Source organism: Candidatus Baltobacteraceae bacterium (assembly GCA_036489885.1).
In the GTDB taxonomy this organism is placed as follows: Bacteria; Vulcanimicrobiota; Vulcanimicrobiia; order Vulcanimicrobiales; family Vulcanimicrobiaceae; genus JAFAMS01.
Genome location: DASXEW010000003.1, coordinates 262,360 through 280,852 on the forward strand (window position 1 = coordinate 262,360; position 18,493 = coordinate 280,852).

At 61.5% G+C, this 18,493-nt stretch carries 15 protein-coding genes; 1 reads left to right on the top strand and 14 read right to left on the bottom strand.

Translation table 11 applies throughout. From position 1 onward, the window contains the following. Positions 1-8: 8 nt before the first annotated feature. Genes VGG22_07240 through VGG22_07270 form a run of 7 tightly spaced genes read right to left on the bottom strand, consistent with a single transcriptional unit; the run spans position 9 to position 8,587 of the window. Positions 9-3,491, bottom strand: a complete 3,483-nt coding sequence (locus VGG22_07240) for an indolepyruvate ferredoxin oxidoreductase family protein (protein HEY1728147.1) — start codon at positions 3,489-3,491, stop codon at positions 9-11. Further along, the gene (locus VGG22_07245; protein ID HEY1728148.1) at positions 3,488-4,642 is read right to left on the bottom strand and encodes an ABC transporter substrate-binding protein; all 1,155 of its coding nucleotides are present in this window, start codon (positions 4,640-4,642) and stop codon (positions 3,488-3,490) included. The genes VGG22_07240 and VGG22_07245 overlap by 4 nt, the downstream gene beginning before the upstream one ends. A gap of 8 nt (positions 4,643-4,650) precedes the next feature. Further along, a complete protein-coding gene (locus tag VGG22_07250; GenBank protein HEY1728149.1) occupies positions 4,651-5,379 on the bottom strand; it encodes an ABC transporter ATP-binding protein in 729 nt (242 codons plus the stop codon). After that, the gene (locus VGG22_07255; GenBank protein HEY1728150.1) at positions 5,376-6,095 is read right to left on the bottom strand and encodes an ABC transporter ATP-binding protein; all 720 of its coding nucleotides are present in this window, start codon (positions 6,093-6,095) and stop codon (positions 5,376-5,378) included. Before VGG22_07255 ends, VGG22_07250 begins: the two co-directional genes overlap by 4 nt. After that, positions 6,092-6,973 carry a branched-chain amino acid ABC transporter permease gene (locus tag VGG22_07260; GenBank protein HEY1728151.1) on the bottom strand — a complete coding sequence of 294 codons (882 nt, stop codon included), beginning with the start codon at positions 6,971-6,973 and terminating at the stop codon, positions 6,092-6,094. Before VGG22_07260 ends, VGG22_07255 begins: the two co-directional genes overlap by 4 nt. After that, positions 6,970-7,668 (bottom strand): Phenylacetic acid catabolic protein, encoded by a 699-nt coding sequence (locus VGG22_07265; protein HEY1728152.1) that lies wholly within the window; start codon positions 7,666-7,668, stop codon positions 6,970-6,972. The genes VGG22_07260 and VGG22_07265 overlap by 4 nt, the downstream gene beginning before the upstream one ends. Beyond that, entirely contained in the window at positions 7,652-8,587 is a 936-nt protein-coding gene (locus VGG22_07270; protein HEY1728153.1) for an SDR family NAD(P)-dependent oxidoreductase, read from the bottom strand. Before VGG22_07270 ends, VGG22_07265 begins: the two co-directional genes overlap by 17 nt. A gap of 55 nt (positions 8,588-8,642) precedes the next feature. Between VGG22_07270 and VGG22_07275 the strand changes: the two genes are divergently transcribed. Beyond that, the gene (locus VGG22_07275) at positions 8,643-9,599 is read left to right on the top strand and encodes a branched-chain amino acid ABC transporter permease (GenBank protein ID HEY1728154.1); all 957 of its coding nucleotides are present in this window, start codon (positions 8,643-8,645) and stop codon (positions 9,597-9,599) included. Between the two features lie 60 nt (positions 9,600-9,659). On the opposite strand, the gene VGG22_07280 is transcribed toward VGG22_07275, so the two are convergent. The 7 genes from VGG22_07280 to VGG22_07310 all read right to left on the bottom strand — a co-directional run bounded on the left by VGG22_07280 (position 9,660) and on the right by VGG22_07310 (position 18,486). Beyond that, the gene (locus VGG22_07280; protein HEY1728155.1) at positions 9,660-10,805 is read right to left on the bottom strand and encodes a hypothetical protein; all 1,146 of its coding nucleotides are present in this window, start codon (positions 10,803-10,805) and stop codon (positions 9,660-9,662) included. A gap of 179 nt (positions 10,806-10,984) precedes the next feature. Beyond that, positions 10,985-12,376 carry a bifunctional UDP-N-acetylglucosamine diphosphorylase/glucosamine-1-phosphate N-acetyltransferase GlmU gene (gene glmU, locus VGG22_07285; GenBank protein ID HEY1728156.1) on the bottom strand — a complete coding sequence of 464 codons (1,392 nt, stop codon included), beginning with the start codon at positions 12,374-12,376 and terminating at the stop codon, positions 10,985-10,987. After that, entirely contained in the window at positions 12,373-13,854 is a 1,482-nt protein-coding gene (gltX, locus tag VGG22_07290) for a glutamate--tRNA ligase (GenBank protein HEY1728157.1), read from the bottom strand. The genes glmU and gltX overlap by 4 nt, the downstream gene beginning before the upstream one ends. A gap of 2 nt (positions 13,855-13,856) precedes the next feature. Beyond that, on the bottom strand, positions 13,857-15,320 hold the full coding sequence (locus tag VGG22_07295; GenBank protein ID HEY1728158.1) for a tetratricopeptide repeat protein: 1,464 nt from the start codon (positions 15,318-15,320) through the stop codon (positions 13,857-13,859). Further along, positions 15,290-15,709, bottom strand: coding sequence for a cobalamin B12-binding domain-containing protein (locus tag VGG22_07300; GenBank protein ID HEY1728159.1), 420 nt, complete (start codon positions 15,707-15,709; stop codon positions 15,290-15,292). The genes VGG22_07295 and VGG22_07300 overlap by 31 nt, the downstream gene beginning before the upstream one ends. Before the next feature lie 126 nt (positions 15,710-15,835). Further along, positions 15,836-17,479 carry a methylmalonyl-CoA mutase family protein gene (locus VGG22_07305; protein ID HEY1728160.1) on the bottom strand — a complete coding sequence of 548 codons (1,644 nt, stop codon included), beginning with the start codon at positions 17,477-17,479 and terminating at the stop codon, positions 15,836-15,838. A gap of 17 nt (positions 17,480-17,496) precedes the next feature. Next, the gene (locus tag VGG22_07310; GenBank protein HEY1728161.1) at positions 17,497-18,486 is read right to left on the bottom strand and encodes an NADP-dependent oxidoreductase; all 990 of its coding nucleotides are present in this window, start codon (positions 18,484-18,486) and stop codon (positions 17,497-17,499) included. Positions 18,487-18,493 lie beyond the last annotated feature (7 nt).

An 18,493-nucleotide genomic window follows, 5' to 3' on the forward strand; every position in this document is an offset into this window, starting at 1 on the left:
CGGCGCGGTTAGGTTAGCTTGGCGAGAAGCTCCCGTGCTTTGAGCTGCGCACGCGCGACGTTGCCCAGCTTCACTTCTTCGTATCCGCGAATCGAATCCGGAATCTCGAGAACCTCTTGCGACGCTGCGAGGTTCGACGTCGATAGGCGCGCGAGCACGTCCGCGACGATCTCCTCGTACCACACGATCAGCTCACGCTCGACGCGCCGCACTTTGGCGTAGCCGAAAACATCCCAGGGTGTTCCGCGCAGTGCTTTTGCGCTCGCCATCATGCGCAACACGGGCGTGAACCACGATCCGATCCGAATCTTGCGCTTGAGGCCGAGGCTCCGAAGAATCGGCGGATGGAGATTGTACCACATCTTTCGCGGTGACGTGAACAGCGCGCGCGACCGTGCCGCGAAGGCGCCGTCGACGTAGAGGCGCGCCACCTCATACTCATCTTTATAGGCCATCAGCTTATGAAGCGAACGAATGACGGCGATGGTAAGCGGTCCGTCTTTGCCGCTGACTGCGCGCTCGTTCTCGGCGACGCGCAGGATCGTATCGACGTAACGTGCCGCATACGCAGGACTCTGGTAAGCGCAAAGGTCAGGAATGCGCGTGCGGAGCAGCCGCTGCGCTTGCTCGCCGAGACGTTCGCAGCGCTGGAGCAGTTTGAGCGAGCCATCCATGTCCCGCCGGCCCGCCAAACGATCCGCCAGCGGTTGCTGCGCGCCGATATGCGCGAACAGCGCGGACGAATCGTAGACCGCGAGGCGCCCGTAGTTGAAAGCCAGCAGGTTGTTCTCTACCGCGACCCCGTTGAGACGGATCGCGTCTTCGATACTGGCCGCCGTAACCGGAATGAGACCCGCCTGATAAGCCGCACCGAGTGTGACCAGATTCGTCATCATGTGATCGCCGAATGCACCTTCGGCGATTGCGCGTGCCGCCAAGCGGACGTCGGAATCTTTGCGCGTGACCGCGCGAATTGCTTCGATCAGCAACAGCGGCGTAACAGAGAAGTGGACGTCGCGAATCATCTCACCGCTCGGCAGCAGCGACGTATTGATGACCGCCAACGTGTTTTCCGGATCGCACCGGTCAAGATTGACCGGATCCGCTGCGGCAAGGAGATCGAGCGCCAGATATAGATCGGCTTTACCCGCACCGATCTTGTTGGCGGCGAGGTCGTGCTCGGGCTCGGCGATGATCAAGCTCGAGAGCACAGCGCCCCATTTTTGTGCGGCGCCGGTCTGATCGTAACTCAACACGCGCTTCCCGTCGAACGCCGCAGCCTGCGCGAGAATCGCATTCAGCGTCAGTACGCCCGTGCCGCCGACACCGGGAGCATAGATATGATACGGGCGGCGCAGCGTGCGCGGGTAGTTTGGTTCGGGCAACGCGACGTCGATCGGTTGCGCTTTCGGTTTGTGAATTCCGGTACCGGGCTCAGCCTCGACGGTAACGAACGACGGACATTCCGCCTTGATACAGCTCTGATCTTGATTGCACGACGATTGGTGAATCTGTGTCTTGATACCGAACTCCGTCTCGACTTTTCCGAGCGACATGCAATTCGTCAGCGAGCCGCAATCACCGCAATTCTCGCAAACATCCTCGTTGACGACGACAAAACGCGTCCGCGCCGCGGCTTTTCCGCGCTTCTGACGCCGGCGCCGCTCGTTCGCGCACGTCCCATCGTAGATGAGTACGGTAACGCCGGGCGTCTCCTGTAGCTCGCGCGAAGCCGCCTCGAGTTCGTCAACGTCGCAAACTTGCGCGACGGCCGGAAACTGCGCGCGACGATAGGTTTCAGGCGTCTGAGTCAGCACGACGATTCTGCGCACGCCCTCGAGCGCAAGCAGCTGCACCAACTCTTCGACGGTCTTGGCACCGACCGGCGCTTGTGCGCCCGTATTCGCGACCGCACCGTTGAACAGAATCTTGAACGTAATATTTACGTCCGCGGCGAGCGCGAAACGAATGTTCATGTACGAGGAGTGGAAGAGCGAGCCGTCGCCGACATTTTGCACCATGTGCGTGCGCGACGTATAGGGCGCAAGCCCAATCCACGGAATTCCCTCGCCGCCGAGCTGCGTCATCGCTTCGATATGCCGCTGCGGCTGCTCGATGATCGATGCGAACGAGTGACAACCGGGGCTTCCCCACGCAATCTGATCTTCGAGTAAGACCGTCGACGTATTATGCGGACAACCCGAGCAATAATTGGGTGTGCGCTTCGGTAGCTCTTTATAGGTACGGTTGCCGATCGCGGTCAGCGTCTCGGCACGTTTCCCGAGCCGCGGCGCGAGGATGCGCGCGATCGTGTCGGCATCCATGCCGCCCTCGACCGGAAACAGCGGCGCGCCGTGTTCGTCGTCTTTGCCGACGACGCGAACCCGGCGCTCGACATTGCAGAGCGCAGCCTTGAGCGCGGCTTCAACGACGCCGCGCTTTTCTTCAACGACGATGACGTCGTCGAGTCCGTCCGCGAATTCGCGCAAGAAATCCTCATCGGCGGGATAGATGACGCCCAGCCGTCCGAGACGGATCCCGGCTGCCCGCAGTGCGTCGTCGTCAAATCCGAGATCGAGCAAGGCTTGACGCAGATCCGAAAAGCTCTTCCCTGCCGACAGCAATCCGATCCGGTCGTTCGCCGTGCGCATGTGGATACGATCGAGCTTATTTGCGCGCGCGTAGGCGCGTACGGCGAGATGCCGTTCGCGATATAAACGCCGTTCGGGATCGATGTTGAGCCCCGGGAAGAAGCGAAAATCCGTGTACTTGCGGAACGACTCGCCGCCGATCGTCAGCTCGGGAATGACGATCTTCGGAAAGTCGGGTGTGATGGCGAACGTCTCGCCGCCGTCACACAGCTGCCCGATCAGCTTCATCGCGATCCAGCATCCCGAATAGCGGGAGAGCGCGATCGCGTGCAAACCGTACTCCAAGAACTCGGCGACCGAGGACGGATACACGATCGGTATCCCGGCGCTCATAAACGCGTAGTCTTCCTGGAATGGGAGCGTCGAGCTCTTGCTTTCGGGATCTTCACCGCCGAGCACGACGACCGCGCCGAGCCGGCTCGTCCCCGCGAAGTTGGCGTGCTTGAATGCGTCGCCGGAGCGATCGACCCCCGGACCTTTTCCGTACCAAATGCCGACGACGCCCTCGATACCGTCGCGCGAAGGATGGTCGTCGAGCATTTGCGTTCCCATGAGCGCCGTAACGCCGAGCTCTTCGCTCTGCGCGGGGACATGCATGATCCCGCTCTCGCCGACGATTGCACCCGCCGCGCGCAACGAGATATCGTAGCCGCCGAGCGGCGAGCCCGGATATCCCGTCACGAACGTGCGCGTGTTCAAACCGCTCGCAACGTCACGCCTGTGCTGATCGATCGGCAAGCGAATCAACGCTTGAACTCCGCTCAAATACAGCGTCCCTGATTCGAGCGTATAACGATCGTCGAGCGAACGGCGTACGTGTGTACGCGGTGGTGAGATCACCTGATCAAGACGAAGTGGCCGTCGACGACTTTGGTAACGACGTCGGCATCGGCGGCGAGGCCATTGTGATCTTGCGACGACGTGTGAAATACGCCGGAAACTCCAGCATAGCTGATGTGCTCGAGCGCGTCACGCAGCTTTGCCGTATCGGGCCCGGATTTCGCCAGAGCTTGCTTGAGCCAATATACGGCATCGTACCCGAATCCGCCGAACATGTTCGCGGGCTTGTCCTTCGCATACGCCGACTCGAATGCGCCCACGTAGTGCAGCGCGATCTTCTTCGACGGATCCGAATTGGGGAGTTGGCTCGCGACCGAGGCGCGTGACGTGGCGATGAACGCACCGTTTAGCGCAACGCCGCCTTGGTTGAGGAAGCGCTGATCGGCTGCTCCATCGGAGAAATAGAGCGGCAGGTTGCCCATCGCAAGCTGACGGTAACCCTTGGTGACGACATAGACCGACGGCAGCGTGCTCCACACCAAGACCGCTTGCGGATTCGAGGCACGCACTTTTGTGAGCTGCGTCGTCGCATCGGTTGCCGTAGCATCGATCGCTTCCGAATCGGTCACCGAGAAGCCCTCGGATTTGCCGGCCTCCAGGAAATGCGCGACGCCGGTCTTACCGTAGTCGTCGTTACGATACACTGCGCCGACCTTTTCGATTCCGGCCGCTTTCATGTGTTTCTGCAGAATGCGCGCAACGGCCGTATCGGTGGGGGGAATCTTGAAGACGTAAGCGTGGTCGCTCACGGGTTCGATGACGCTCGCCGACGATGCAAGCGAAATCATGGGCACTTTTGCCGCCTGCGCTACCGGCACCATCGCGAGGCTGCCCTGCGTTATCGACGTGCCGATGATTGCGAGCACATGCTGATCGAGAAGCCTGCGCGTCCCGTTTACCGCGTTTGCAGGCGACGTCTCGTCGTCGATGATCGTCACTTGCAGCGGGTGACCGTTCACGCCGCCGGCTTTGTTGATCTCGTCGACGGCGAGCTGAATGCTATCAGCCTCGGGTCTTCCGAGCGTCGATGCCGGTCCGCTTTCGCAGACCACCGCACCGATTACATACGGTTCGCTCGCGGCGTCACCGGCGCGTAGCGAAACGCCCCCCAAAACGAACGCAAAAGCAACAGCGATAATACCGAGTCGCACAAATCCCCTCACGAATTCTCCTTTTCAGCTTGTCCCATGAAGTACGTCCGTCCGCTACGGACCAAATCCTCTGCCGTTCCGGTCCCGACGATCCGCCCGCGTTCCATAAAATAGGCGCGGCGGCAGATACGCGCCGCCATGCGGAGGTTCTGCTCGACCAAAACGATCGTCGCTGCGCCCTCCGCCAGGCGGCCGAGAGCGGCGAAGTTCTCGGCGCGAACGCGCGGAGCGAGGCCGAGACTCGGTTCGTCGAGCAGCAGCAGCTCCGGCTTTGCCATCAGCGCGCGTCCGATCGCGACCATCTGCTGCTCGCCGCCCGAGAGCGAGCCGGCCGGCATGCGCAGCAGCTTGCGGAGCGGCGGAAAGAGGTCGAGAACCTCGTTTACGTCGTCGTCGAGACTGCTTCGGTCGGCACGCGCGTAGGCGCCAAGCACGAGGTTCTCACGAACGGATAGGGGTCCGAACAGCTGGCGGCGCTCCGGAACGACGGCGACGCGGCGGCGCGCCATCGCTTCGGGCGCCGAGCCGGTAACATCCCGACCGAGCACCCGAACGCGTCCATTGGCGGGGGGAAAGAGACCGATGATCGAGCCGAGCAGCGTCGTCTTTCCCGCGCCGTTTGGACCGACGACGGCAACCGTTTCACCACGTGCGACTTCGAGACTGACGTCCCACAAGATTTGCACGCGGCCGCGATACGTCGCAACGCCGTCCAGCTCGAGAACGTTTTCGCTCATGCCGAAAGCTCGTCGCCGATGTACGCGTCGAGGACGACCGGATCGTTGCAGATCGCATCGGGCGAACCTTCGGCGATTTTACGGCCGTGATCGAGCACGACGAAACGGTCCGCAGCTGTCAGCAGCCGGTGCAAATCGTGCTCGACGAAAAGAATGCTGACGTTGCGCACGCGCGCCGAATGCACGAGTTCAAGAACGGCGTCGATCTCATCGCCGCTGAGGCCCGAAAGCGGTTCGTCGAGCAGCAACACTTTGGGCTCGACCGCGAGCGCGCGCAGCATTTCGAGCACCCGCTCTGCTCCGAATGATAACGATTCGGTCAGCGTGCCGGCATGCGGTTCGAGCGGCGTTCGCGCAAGCAGCGCGCACGCCGCTTCTTTGGTGGCTTTTGCACCGCGCACGTTTGCGTCGAGCGCGACCATCAAACTCTCGCAGACGCTAAGTCCCCAAAACATGACCGGAGTCTGAAAGGTGCGCGTCACGCCGAGCGCGGCGATGCGGTGCATCGGAAGATTCGTCAGCTTGCGATCGTCGAGCGTCACGATCCCCGCGCTTGGACGCTGCAGGCCGCTGATCACGTTGAAGAGCGTTGTTTTCCCAGCGCCATTTGGACCGATGACGCCGAGTACTTCGCCCGGCTGCGCTTCGAAGCTGACGCCGTCCAATGCTACGACGCCGCCGAAGCGGACGGTGACGTTCTCGACGCGCAGGCTCATGCGCGCCGCAACGTTCGTCCGAGCAACCCTTGCGGACGCGCTATCAAAACCACAAGCAGGATCACGAATGCGATGCCCTGCTCCCATCCGCTCGAAAAGAGTCCGCCGCACATCTTCTCTACGATCCCGAGAACGAACCCGCCGACGAGGGCACCTGTGAGACTATCGAGTCCGCCGAGAATGGCCGCGACAAAACCGTTGAGTCCGAGGTACAGGCCCATGTCGTAGGTCGCGCTCGTGATCGGTGCGATCACGACGCCGCCGACGGCGCCGATCATAGCGGCGGCAACGAAACTCCAAAACGCGAAGTGTGCGAGCGGCATGCCGAAGACGCGCGCGATGTTCGGATTTGCCATCGCCGCACGAACCGCCGCGCCGGTGTACGTCTTGCGAAAGAACAGATATAACGCCAGCACTATGATGACGTCGGCGCCGAAAACCCAGAGGGCTTGCGGCGGAATCGTCCCAGGTCCGAGCGCGAGCGACGCGCCGGCCGAAAACGGCGGCAGCAATACGGGATTCGTCCCCCACACGAAGAGCGCAGCTCCGCGAATCGCCACGTCCAGTCCAAGGGTAATGAAAATCAACGTAACCGTGCCGCTTCGACGCGCCGGCCGCAATGCGACGAGCTGTGCGAAGCCGCCGACTGCGCCGGCGACGATGACTGCAGCGATCGCTGCGGCGGCTACGGGCCAGCCTTTGCTCGCAAGTGATGACGACGTCATCGCGCCGATCATGGCGAACTCACCCTGCGCGAAATTGATGATCCCTGAAACTTGATAGACGAGAGCGAAGCCTGCCGCAATCAGCGCGAAAATTCCGCCGACCACAAGGCCGGCGAGAAAAAATTGCCAGAGCTCTGCGACGATAGGCGTCATGCGGCCGGCAATGCCAGCCCGAGATCCTCGACGACTCGCTTCACGCGCGCGAGATAATCCTCGCGCATCTCACTATTGGTGCGGAATTTAATCCCGAATTGGCGGTACGTCTCGTTGTTCTTCGAGCGATCCGACCCGAAGAAGGCCGGCATCGACGGGAAGATCGCATCGAGCGCGGCCTGCGCGCGTTCTCTGCCTTCCGGCGTCTCGATGATCTCCTGGACCGATTGCTCGCCGAACTTGGCGTGAAATTTCTCTTCGGGTAAGGTCGCCTTCGCAGCATTTCGGAGCGGAATATAGCTGCACTGCAAGAGGTCTTCGACTTGAATGATCTCCGCGAGATCCGCAACCAGCTTGATGACCGCGAACTCTTCCCAACTTCGCAGCGGGAAGTCGAAGATCGAGAGGGTGCGCTTCGCCGACGTGTCGGGGAGCATCGCATCTTCCGGCACACCGATCTCACGTCCGAGCCGAAAGAACCGAACGTGATGCCCGTACTCTTCCATCGCAACGCGGCACGTCAGCCACTTCCAATACGGCGTCGGCGCAAATGCGACGGCAACCTCATCGAACACGCGCGCGCCATGGAGCTCGTTGATCGCATGACTCACGACGATCTTTTCGACTGCATGGCGATAATCGGCGGGCTCGTCGGCAAGTGCTTTCGGAGTCTTGACGTCAGGATACGCCGGCATGCGAGAACGCCTCCAAGTCGGTTTCGAGCGGAGTAAACGCCGCGGAAAGCTTCTGAACCTCGCGCGCCATATCGCCGTGCGAGGCGTTGCCGTCAAGCGTGAAGCGCGCAATCGGCCGCGGCTGCGAAAACAACATAACCTCGGCGCCGCGGACGCAGAAAAGCTGTCCGGTGATCGACTCTGCTTCATCCGAGGCGAGAAACGCCACGAAGCGTCCCACGAACGCCGCGTCGATTCCAAGTGCCTGTTTCTTGTACGCATTTTGCGCGTCGTTCTGCGGCTGAATCGATTCCGTGACGCGCGTCGCGCCGAACGGAGCCACGGCGTTTACGGCGACGACGCTGCGCGCCATGTCGTGCGCAACCACGCGCGTAAGCCCGAAGAGCGCAGCTTTGCTGCTCGCGTACGCCGCTTGTCCGAAGTTTCCGTAGAAGCCCGCGGTCGAGACGATGTTAACGATGCGCCCCCACCGATAACGCTCGCCGCCACGCCCCGCTTTCGCTTGGTCCCGCATGAGCCCGGTTGCGGTGCGAATCGCTTCGAATGCGGCGGTCACGTTGTTTTCGAGCACGTCTTCAAAATCTTCGAGCTGGGCTTTGAAGGTGAACGCGTCGCGAATGATCGCGGCGTTGTTGACGAGGATGTCGATCCCGCCGAATGAGCTTACCGCGAGCTCGACGGCATGCCGCGGTGCGCCGGCTTCCGCGAGATTCGCGGTAAACGCGACGACACGATCGTCGAAGCTTGCGGCAAATTCGTTTGCGAGGTTTGAATCCTCGCCGCGTCCGTCGATCTCGGTTCCGTTGTCCGCCACGACGACGCTCGCGCCGTGCTCCCACAACGCGCGAACGATCGCCGCGCCGATTCCTCGTGCCCCACCCGTGACAAGCGCCACGCGCCCTGCCAAGCCGTCGCTCACGCCACGGCCTTCGCCGCAAGGCTCGCCACCGCTTGCCGGGAAGCGAGTCAAGGCGATGCAGCTACGTTTCGCAATCCAGAGCGTCGTGATCTTCGTCCTCGGAGCGTTGCTTGCGCTCGTCTTGCCCCCGTTTTACGCGGGACTCTTGACCTTGTGCGGACTCTACGCGCTCGTCACGCTCGGCCTCAATCTGTTTATGGGCTACGCCGGCCAAGTCTCGCTCGGACAAGCTGCGTTTGTGGGAATCGGCGCGTACACGTCTGCAGTTTTGGCAACGCGCTACAGCATCAGTCCCTGGATCGGAACGCTGGCCGGCGCGCTCGTCGCAGGCGTCGTTGCTTACGCGATCAGCTTTGTTGCGCTGCGCTTACGCGAGAATTATCTCGCGCTCGCGACGCTGGCGCTCGGCATCGTGATCAACGTCGTCTTCACGCAGTGGGATTTCGTGGGTGGAACATCGGGGATCAGTGGCGTTCCAGGCTTCGTCTTCTTCGGACGCACGTTCGATACACGCAGTTATGCGGTGCTTACGTGGGCGCTGGTCGCGATCGGCGTGTGGTTTGCCAACCGGCTCGTGACGTCGTCGTACGGACGCGCACTGATCGCGCTCGCGTCCGGCGAACTCGGCGCGCTCACACTCGGCATCGACGGCGATCGCTTGCGGCGCCAAGTTTTCGTGCTCAGCGCAATCTACGCCGGTGTGAGTGGCGGTGTGTACGCGTCGTACTTCAGCTACATCGATCCGACGTCGTTCGGCTTCTTGCTCTCGGTGAATTTCGTCTTGATGTCGGTGATCGGCGGGCTGCGCAGCGTCTGGGGCGCAATCATCGGCGCCGCTGCGGTCGTTGCGCTCGGGCAATTCCTCTCGATCGAAGTGCCGAAAATCTTACCGAGCGCGCGCGGCGACTTTCAAGCGTTCTTCTTCGGAATAATCTTGGTCGCGATTCTCGTCAACATGCCCGAAGGCTTGATCAGCGGATTACGCCGTTTCAAATTGTCATCCCGAGCGTAGCTCTTGTCATCCCGAGCGTAGGCGCGAAGCGCCGTAGTCGAGGGACAGCCGAAGTGCCGGCTACTCGCTCCAAACGAACGCGGTAGCAACACCGTTATAGGTTCCGATGCCGACGATCGAGCCATCGTGAGCGATCGCGTAGGCCGACTCGAACCGCCAACCGCGTGGATGCGGTAAGTCATCGAGTCGCTCCAACCGCCCGTTCTTCCATCGGAATGCGTAGTGCTTTCCATCCTTGAGCTGTTCCATTCCGACAATTGTTCCGTCTTCGGAAACATCCCACGCCGAGCTGCGCTCGTCGTTTCGAACTAGTCGAACCTCCCGGCCGTTGGGTAGCCAGGCAGTCGCGTGCGGGTGTGCGTATCCATAGCGGCCCGCTGGTCCCAACATGTTACCGTAGACCACTTCCTTCGCGTGTCCCGGCAAAGCACTCGCTCCCGCAGTGAGCCCGGTTCGCGAGATTGCGTACGGAACTCCAGCACCAAGCGTAATCTGTTTTTTGCCGATCCAACGGAAAGCGACCATTTTTTGCACCATGACGTCGACTGATGCCGGGGCAGCTTTCCCGTCCAAGAAGCCGAGATAGCCCGCGGCAAATTTGCCGTCGACGGCCATCAGAATCGCATTACCAAGCACGGTACACTTCTGTTTTTGCACAATTACTGCGATTGGAAGATTATCGCGGACGGACGCGGGGTTCTCGAGGTCGATGCCCGCGGATTCGTAGCTCGGATCGAACGTGACCGCGATTCGACCCTCATTGTCAATGCCCAAAATGTATGTCCCGGTAAAGCGGCTCTCACCGCACGGTGGATTCTTCCATGTCGTAGTAGACGTTGCCGACCAATGTTGGACCCTATAATACATGCGAATAGTGGCACCGTCGGCAACTTGGCCGACCGTCATGAACGCGGAGTCGAACATTGATGCCGCCACTGCATCGGGCCCTGGACCCCGAAGTTTATCGTGCCCGCCAAAGAGGTCGAGGGGTTCGAACGTGTCGGCAGCGTCGGAGTCGCGCCAGCGAATTGCAATCGCACGGAGGTTACTGCGTTCATCGATTACCGAAGCGATCGCAAAAACGGAACCGTCACGCGCTACAACGACTGCCTTCCGTTCTGCCTCGGGCCGTATCGTGTAACCGTCTGGAAGGTGCAGTGCGCGAACCGTTGCCGCTTCTGCAATTCCGTTTGCTGCAATGAGCAACAGGAGAACAAGGATGAGCGCTGTCCCTCGACTACGGCGCTACGCGCCTACGCTCGGGATGACAAGCTGCGCGCCTACGCTCCGGATGACAAGCTGCGCGCCTACGCTCCGAATGACAACGTGGCGCGACCCGCGTCCTAATCCCAATGCCGCGGTGCGCGGCGCGCGAAACACGGCGGCTACTTCGCTGGTGTCTTTTTAATTGACTTAGCGGGGACGCCGGCGACGCGGTCGCCGGGTGCGACGTCGCGCGTTACGACCGAGCCCGCGCCGGTCACCGAATCGTCGCCGACTTCGACCGGGGCGACGAGCATCGTGTCCGAACCAATCTTGACGCGCTTGCCGATCTTCGTCTTGTGTTTCTTCGCACCGTCGAAATTACACGTGATCGAGCCGGCGCCGATGTTCGAACCTTCGCCGATCTCCGCATCGCCCAGATACGCAAGATGCCGCGCTTTTACGCCCCGCTCGAGCTTCGAGTCTTTGACCTCGACGAAATTGCCGATCGCGACGTCAGGCTCGAGACGCGCACCGTCGCGCAGATGCGAGAACGGACCGACGACGGCGTGCGCGCCGACCGTACTGTCGAGTACGACGCTCTCGGTGATTTGTGCCGACTCGCCGATCGTCGCACCGTAAATCCGGCAATTGGGCCCGATGCGCGTTCCGCTTCCGATGACCGTCGATCCCCCGATCGTGGTATTGGGCGCGACGACGACATCGTTTCCGAAGACGAGATCGGGCTCGACGTACGTGCGCGCCGGATCGACGATCGTCACGCCGCCACGCATGTATTCCTCACACAGGCGCAGATTGATCACCGCCCGCACGCGCGCAAGCTCGGCTCGATCGTTCACGCCCATGACGGTCGCAGCGTCGCTTTGGACCGGCACCACACGATCGCCACGCAGGGCGAGCATCGCGATCGTATCGGTGAGATACAACTCGCCTTGCGAATTGTCGGTGTTCAGATTTCCGATCACGCTTCGCAATGAGACTTCATCGTACGCGTAGATTCCGGCATTCATCTCATCGACCAGCAGCTCGTCGGGACTGCAATCGCGCGCTTCGACGATCCGCATCACCAAATCGCCATCACGGATGACGCGTCCGAAATTCGACGGCAAGGGCATCTTGGCGGTCACCATCGCCAACGCCGTTAGCGTGTCGCAAGCTGCGACGACGGAGCGAAACAGTGGACCGTCGACCGCCGGCATGTCGCCGTACGCGATCAGAATCGTGCCCTCGCGCGGCTTCATCGCTTGGAGCGCGATCTGCACAGCGTGACCCGTGCCTTTTTGTTCGCTCTGAATGACGGTGTCGATCTTTACGTCCGGAATGACGTCGGCGACGGCGGCGATCGCCGCGTCGTTTTCGGGACTTGTGACGACGACCACGCGTGTAACGCCGGCGTCGCGCAGCGCGCGCAGCACCCACCAAATCATCGGGCGTCCGCAAATCTCGTGAAGGACTTTGGGCGTTGTGCTTTTCATGCGCACGCCCTTGCCGGCCGCCAGTACGATCGCGGAGCTCGTGCTCGCGGTCACCGGCGCAGTGCCGTTCGTCGTCATGCGGTCACCTTGGACGGATTCGCGCGCAGAAATGCGTCGATTCGTCCGAGCGTAATCTCACGTCCGAGAACTTCGGCGGTCTCGAACAATCCGGCCGAGACTGCCGCACCGGTGATCGCGACGCGCGTCGCGCCGATGTATTCGCCGGCCTTAATGCTTTTGCGCTCCGCAAGCCCGCGAATCGCTTCTTCGATCGACGTGCGCGTCCACTCAGCCTGAATGCCGCGCAACGCCTCCGCAACATCGTGCAGGCGTTCACGGGCTTCCGGCGTTCCGGCGCGCTTGGCAATGGCTTGCTCGTCCCACGGAATCACCACATCGGTCGTGAAGATGTACCGCGAGCCCGAGACGAGATCATCGATCGTCTTGATGCGTTCGCGCAGCAGCGTGCAGGCGGCTTCGACGTGCGCACGGTCCGTTCGAAGCGCGGCCGCATCCGGCGCATTCGCGAGCATTTCGATCGTCAAATCGACGAACGCTGCCAGCGGCACGGTGCGAATGTACTCGCCGTTCATCCACGCGAGCTTGACGACGTCGAAGATCGCGCCGTGCTTTTGCACGCGATCGAGACCGAACAAGTCGATCATCTGCTCGCGCGCCATGATTTCGAGCTCACCACCGGGCGGCGACCACCCGAGCAGCGCCAGAAAATTGACGAGCGCATCGGGAAGATAGCCGAGTCCGCGATATTCGGAGACCCCCGTTGCGCCATCGCGTTTCGAGAGTTTCTTGCGCTCCGCGTTGAGGATGATGGGCAGATGGGCGAATTGTGGAATTGGTTCGCCGAGCGCTTCGTAGAGGGCGACTTGCTTTGGCGTATTTGCAAGGTGCTCTTCGCCGCGAATCACATGCGTAATCTTCATCGCCGCGTCGTCGACGACGGCTGCGAAATTGTAGAGCGGTCCGCCGCCGCCGGCCTTGACGACGATGAAATCTTCGACCTCGCCCGGCGGAAACTCGACCTCGCCGCGAATGAGATCGTTAACGCGATACGTTCTGGCTGCGTCGACCCGAAAGCGCATTGCGGGCGACGTCCCGAGCGCGGCGGTACGCGACACGACTTCAGCCGGAGAGAGCGACGAGCATTGACATGCTGTGCTCTTCTGCAGGGGCTCGTCATCCTGCGCGACTTCGTCGGCGCGCGACGCGCAAAAACACGGATAGACGCGCCCGGCTTGCACGAGCCGTTCGAGCGCAGCCCGATACCCTTCGAGTCTTTCGCGCTGATTGTAGGGTCCGTATTCTCCGCCGACGTCGGGTCCTTCGTCGTGCTGCAACTCGAGCCAATTCAGCGCGCGAAAAATTTCCTCGCGATACTCGGGACGCTCGCGCGCGACGTCGGTGTCTTCGACGCGCAGCACGTATGTGCCGCCGGTCTTGCGCGCGTAGAGATAATTGAAGAGGGCCGTACGCGCGCCGCCGACGTGCAAGAATCCCGTCGGTGAGGGCGCAAATCGTACGCGCGGTTTGACAGACACGCTCAGACTCTTACCCGCCCCATCACCATATCCTTGAACGCGTTCAAGATTGCGGTGACTGCAGGGCGCCGATAGTCCCAACGGGCATCGGCTCCCGGCTGTGCAACGACCATCGTCGCATTCGCTTCGAAAAGTAACACGCGGCCTTGCGCATCGACCGCAAAGTCGATGCCGGCGTAATCGAGGCCGAGCGTCCGTTCAATCCGTTCGAGCGCAGCGATCGCGACCGGCCCGAGTGCGCCGTGCATGTCGGCGAGAAAGCGTTCGTCCTCGGCGCGATTTGCCGCGTTCTCGGTCATGTCGGCTGAAAAGTAATGTATCTTCCAGTGCGGCGAAACCGCAAGGTGCAACGGATACATCTTTCCGTCGACGAACATGACGCGATACTTGCGGGCTTGTCCATCCACGCCGCGCGCATCGAGATACTCGATTACAAAGAATTCGTCGCCCGGCAGCTGTGCGATGGCCGCGGCGAGATCGTCGGATTTTTCGACGAGAACGAAATGGCGGCCGGTGTGCTGTCGCGGTAAACGCAAGAGCACGGGAAAGGTGAAGCCGAGCGCTTCGAGAGAGGCAGTGCCCTCGCGTTCGAGTACCTCGCGCGCGATCACGCACGTATGCGGTGCAACGACGTCTTGGAGTGACTGCAGCCGCTCTGCATTGTCGGCACGTCCCGTCGGCATGACCGCGTGGGGAGCGTTGATCAGCGGCGCGCCCGTCGCGAATTCACGTGCGCGTTGCAGGGCGTCGGCCGCGACGTCCGCATCACTGATGGCGTTGAAGATGAGATCGTGCCGCGGTAAGGGTTTGGCCGGATCGGCGTATTCGATGTAGAGCTTCGTCGTCGCAAAGACGTGTTTGTCGAGCAGACTCTCCGCATCGAGATTTCCGCCGGTCGACGAAACCAGGACGAGCACTTCGGTTGGTTTTCCCTCACCGAGATACGGCAGCACTTCGATGGGTTCGGCGCCGAAGCCGAGCTTGCGATGACGATCCGCTGCGGCCTCATCGCCGGTACGGCTGAACAGATAGACGAGGCCCTTATGCGCGGCGGCATTGGTCGCATCGAGCGATAGCGCCGTTTCGAACGCGTGGCGCGCACCTTCGAACTGCTCAAGCTCGAGCATGCAGATGCCGAGGCTCACGTGTCCGACCGGATTTTGCGAATGCTGGCGAACCGCTTCCTCATACGCGGCTTGCGCCGCGCGCCGCTTTCCGGAACGGGTCAGGACGTTGCCGAGATTGTTGAGTCCCCCGAAATGCGACGGCGCAACCGAAAGCAATGCGAAATAGGCCTCGCGCGCATCGTCGTTGCGGCCGAGCATTTCGAAGAGCTGTGCGCGCGCGAACAAATCCTCGACCGCGTGCGGCGGACGGGCCAAACGCTTTTCGATCTCGGCAAGTTTTCGCTGGGCGTCTCGCGGCGAGAGCGTTGTTAGCCGACCAATTCCCGCCGCTTGCCGCACTCGCGTTCGATGAATTTAATGATATCCGAGAGCGGCGCTCCCGGCGTGAAGATTTCGCGGACGCCGAGACGCTTGAGCTCGACGGCGTCATCCGGCGGAATCGTTCCACCGCCGAAAAAGACGATGTCGCCGGCGCCCTTCTCTTTGAGCTGCTCGACGACGAGCGGGAAGAGCGTCATGTGCGCGCCCGAGAGTATCGAAAGCCCGATGCCGTCGGCATCCTCTTGAATCGCCGTATTCACGATTTGTTCGGGTGTTTGGAACAGTCCGGTGTAGATCACTTCCATCCCGGCGTCGCGCAACGCACGCGCGATAACTTTCGCGCCGCGGTCGTGTCCGTCCAGACCCGCCTTTGCGACGATGACGCGCAGCGGGCGTTTCTTTTCCATTTTAAAGGCGCTCCGCCCCAGGCTGCGCGCCCCCCAACCGCTTTGCGGTCGGGGCCCCCGGTTGCGCTCGGCCCATCACCGTATCAAACATGCGACGGTGATTTCGCCGGCCTCGCAACAACATACCTAGTAACGTGGGGTTTCCGTGTAGCGGCCATAGACCGAGACCATCGCCTCGACAATCTCGCCTTCGGTTGCCATCGCGTTCACCGCGTCGATGAGCGGCGGCATGACGTTGATCGATGAATCGGCGCAGGCGCGTTTGAGCGCGGCCAGCGCCTTCTCGACGCCGGCAGCGTCGCGATTCGTTCGCGTGCTCTTGACGCGCTTCGCCTGCTCCATTTCAACCTTCGGCTCGATGCGCAGCAGCTCGATGTCCTTTTCGGAACCTTCGCGTTCAAACGCATTGACGCCGACGATGATACGATCTTGCGTTTCGAGCGAGCGCTGATAGCTGTAGGACGCGTCCGCGATCTCTTTCTGCAAGAACCCGGCCTCGATGGCCTCGATGCAGCCGCCGAACTCCTCGATGCGGCGAAAATAATCTTCGGCTTGCCGCTCCATCTCGTCGGTCAATGACTCGATGAAGTACGATCCGCCGAGCGGATCGACGACGTTCGTCACGTTGGTTTCGTAAGCGAGAACCTGTTGCGTGCGCAACGCAACCTCGACGGCACGCTCGCTCGGAAGCGCGAGGACCTCGTCCATCGAATTGGTGTGCAGCGACTGGGTGCCGCCGAGTACGGCGGCCATCGCTTCGAAGGCAACGCGCGCGACATTGTTGAGCGGCTGCTGCGCGGTTGCGCTGCAACCGGCCGTCTGTGTGTGGAAACGCAGCTGCCAAGAACGCGGATCCTTTGCACCGTATTTTTCACGCATGTGCCGCGCGTAGATGCGGCGCGCCGCGCGGAACTTGCAAATCTCCTCGAAGAAGTCGATATGCGAGTTGAAGAAAAACGACAGACGCGGCGCAAAGCTGTCGATGTCCATTCCGGCTTTCGTCGCGGCCTCGACGTACGCGAATCCGTCGGCAAGCGTGAACGCAAGCTCTTGCACGGCGGTCGACCCGGCTTCACGGATGTGATAACCCGAAATCGAGATCGTGTTCCACTTGGGCATCTGCTCCGTGCAGAACTTCATCATGTCGACGATGATGCGCACGTGCGGGCGCGGCGGAAAGATCCACTCTTTCTGCGCGATGTACTCTTTGAGAATGTCCGCCTGAATCGTGCCACCCAGCGAACGGCGTGGGATCCCTTTCTTCTCCGCGGCCGCAACGTATTGCGCGAGCGCGATGCAGGCCGGACCGTTGATCGTCATCGAGGTCGTTATCGCGCCCATGTCGATGCCGTCGAAGAGCTGTTCCATGTCGGCGAGCGAGTCGATCGCAACGCCGCATTTGCCGACTTCACCGAGCGACTGCGGGGCGTCGGAGTCGTAACCCATCAAGGTCGGCATGTCGAACGCGACCGAGAGACCCATCTGACCTTGCGCCAATAAGAAATGATAGCGCTCGTTCGTTTGCTTCGCGTTTCCGAAGCCGGCGAATTGACGCATCGTCCACAAACGTCCGCGATACATCGACGGATGGATGCCGCGTGTGTACGGATACTCACCCGGCTTACCGAGATCGCGCTCCAGATCGAGCGCGGCGGTATCCTCCGGGCCGTACAGCTCTTTTAACGGTATGTCGGAGATCGTCCGGTCGGTCGCACCGGAGCCGGGTCCGCTGCGCTTGAGGGGCGTTGCCCGTTCGATCATTTTGGCCATGGCTGCTCCTGGCTTCGTCAGACCTTGACGATCAGCTTTCCAAAGTTCTCCCCGCGAAGCATCCCGATCAACGCGCGCGGCGCGTTCTCGAGGCCCTCGACCACGTCTTCCCGGTACCGTATCTTCCCCTCACGCAGCCATCCGGCGACGTCACGCTCGAAGGCCGCCACATGCGCCTGATGGTCGCTGACCAGAAAGCCCTGCATCGTTGCGCGCATCGTCAGCATCGGACGCGGGTTCGGTCCGGGCGGAGGGACGAGGGCATTGTACTGATCGATCATCCCGACGATCGCGATGCGTGCGTGAAGGCTCAGCTGTCCCATAACTGCATGCAAAATCGGGCCGCCGGTGTTATCGAAATAAAAGTCGATGCCGCCCGGGCAGTGCGCCGTTAGCGCGGCGCTGAGGTCTTCGGTACGCCGGTTGATGCACGCATCGAAGCCAAGCTCCGCCGTCACGTAAGCGCACTTTTCATCGCTGCCCGCGATGCCGATCACGCGGCAACCTTTGATCTTTGCGATCTGTCCCGCGACGCTGCCGACCGCTCCGGACGCGGAAGAGACGACGACTGTTTCGCCGGGTTGCGGCTTGCCGATATCGAGCAGCGCACAATACGCGGTTTGACCGGGCATACCGAGAACGCCGAGCGCGTAAGTAACCGGCGCGGCTTTCGGATCGAGCTTACGAAGTCCGTCGCCCAAGCTGACGTGCTCCGTCTGCCATCCGGTGTAGCCAAGAACGAAATCACCTTTGCGAAACGACGCGTCCTTGGACTCGATGACTTCACTCACGGCGCCGCCGACCATCATCTCGCCGATTTCGACCGACTTTGCATACGAGCGCGCGGCGCTCATCCGTCCGCGCATGTACGGATCGAGCGAAAGATAGCGCGTTCGCAGCAGCACTTGTCCGTCGCCGAGCGCCGGAACCGGTTCCTCGACGAATCGGAAATCGGAATCGACAGGTTCGCCTTGGGGCCGCCTGGCTAGCAAGACGCGCTTGTTCATGGAGAGA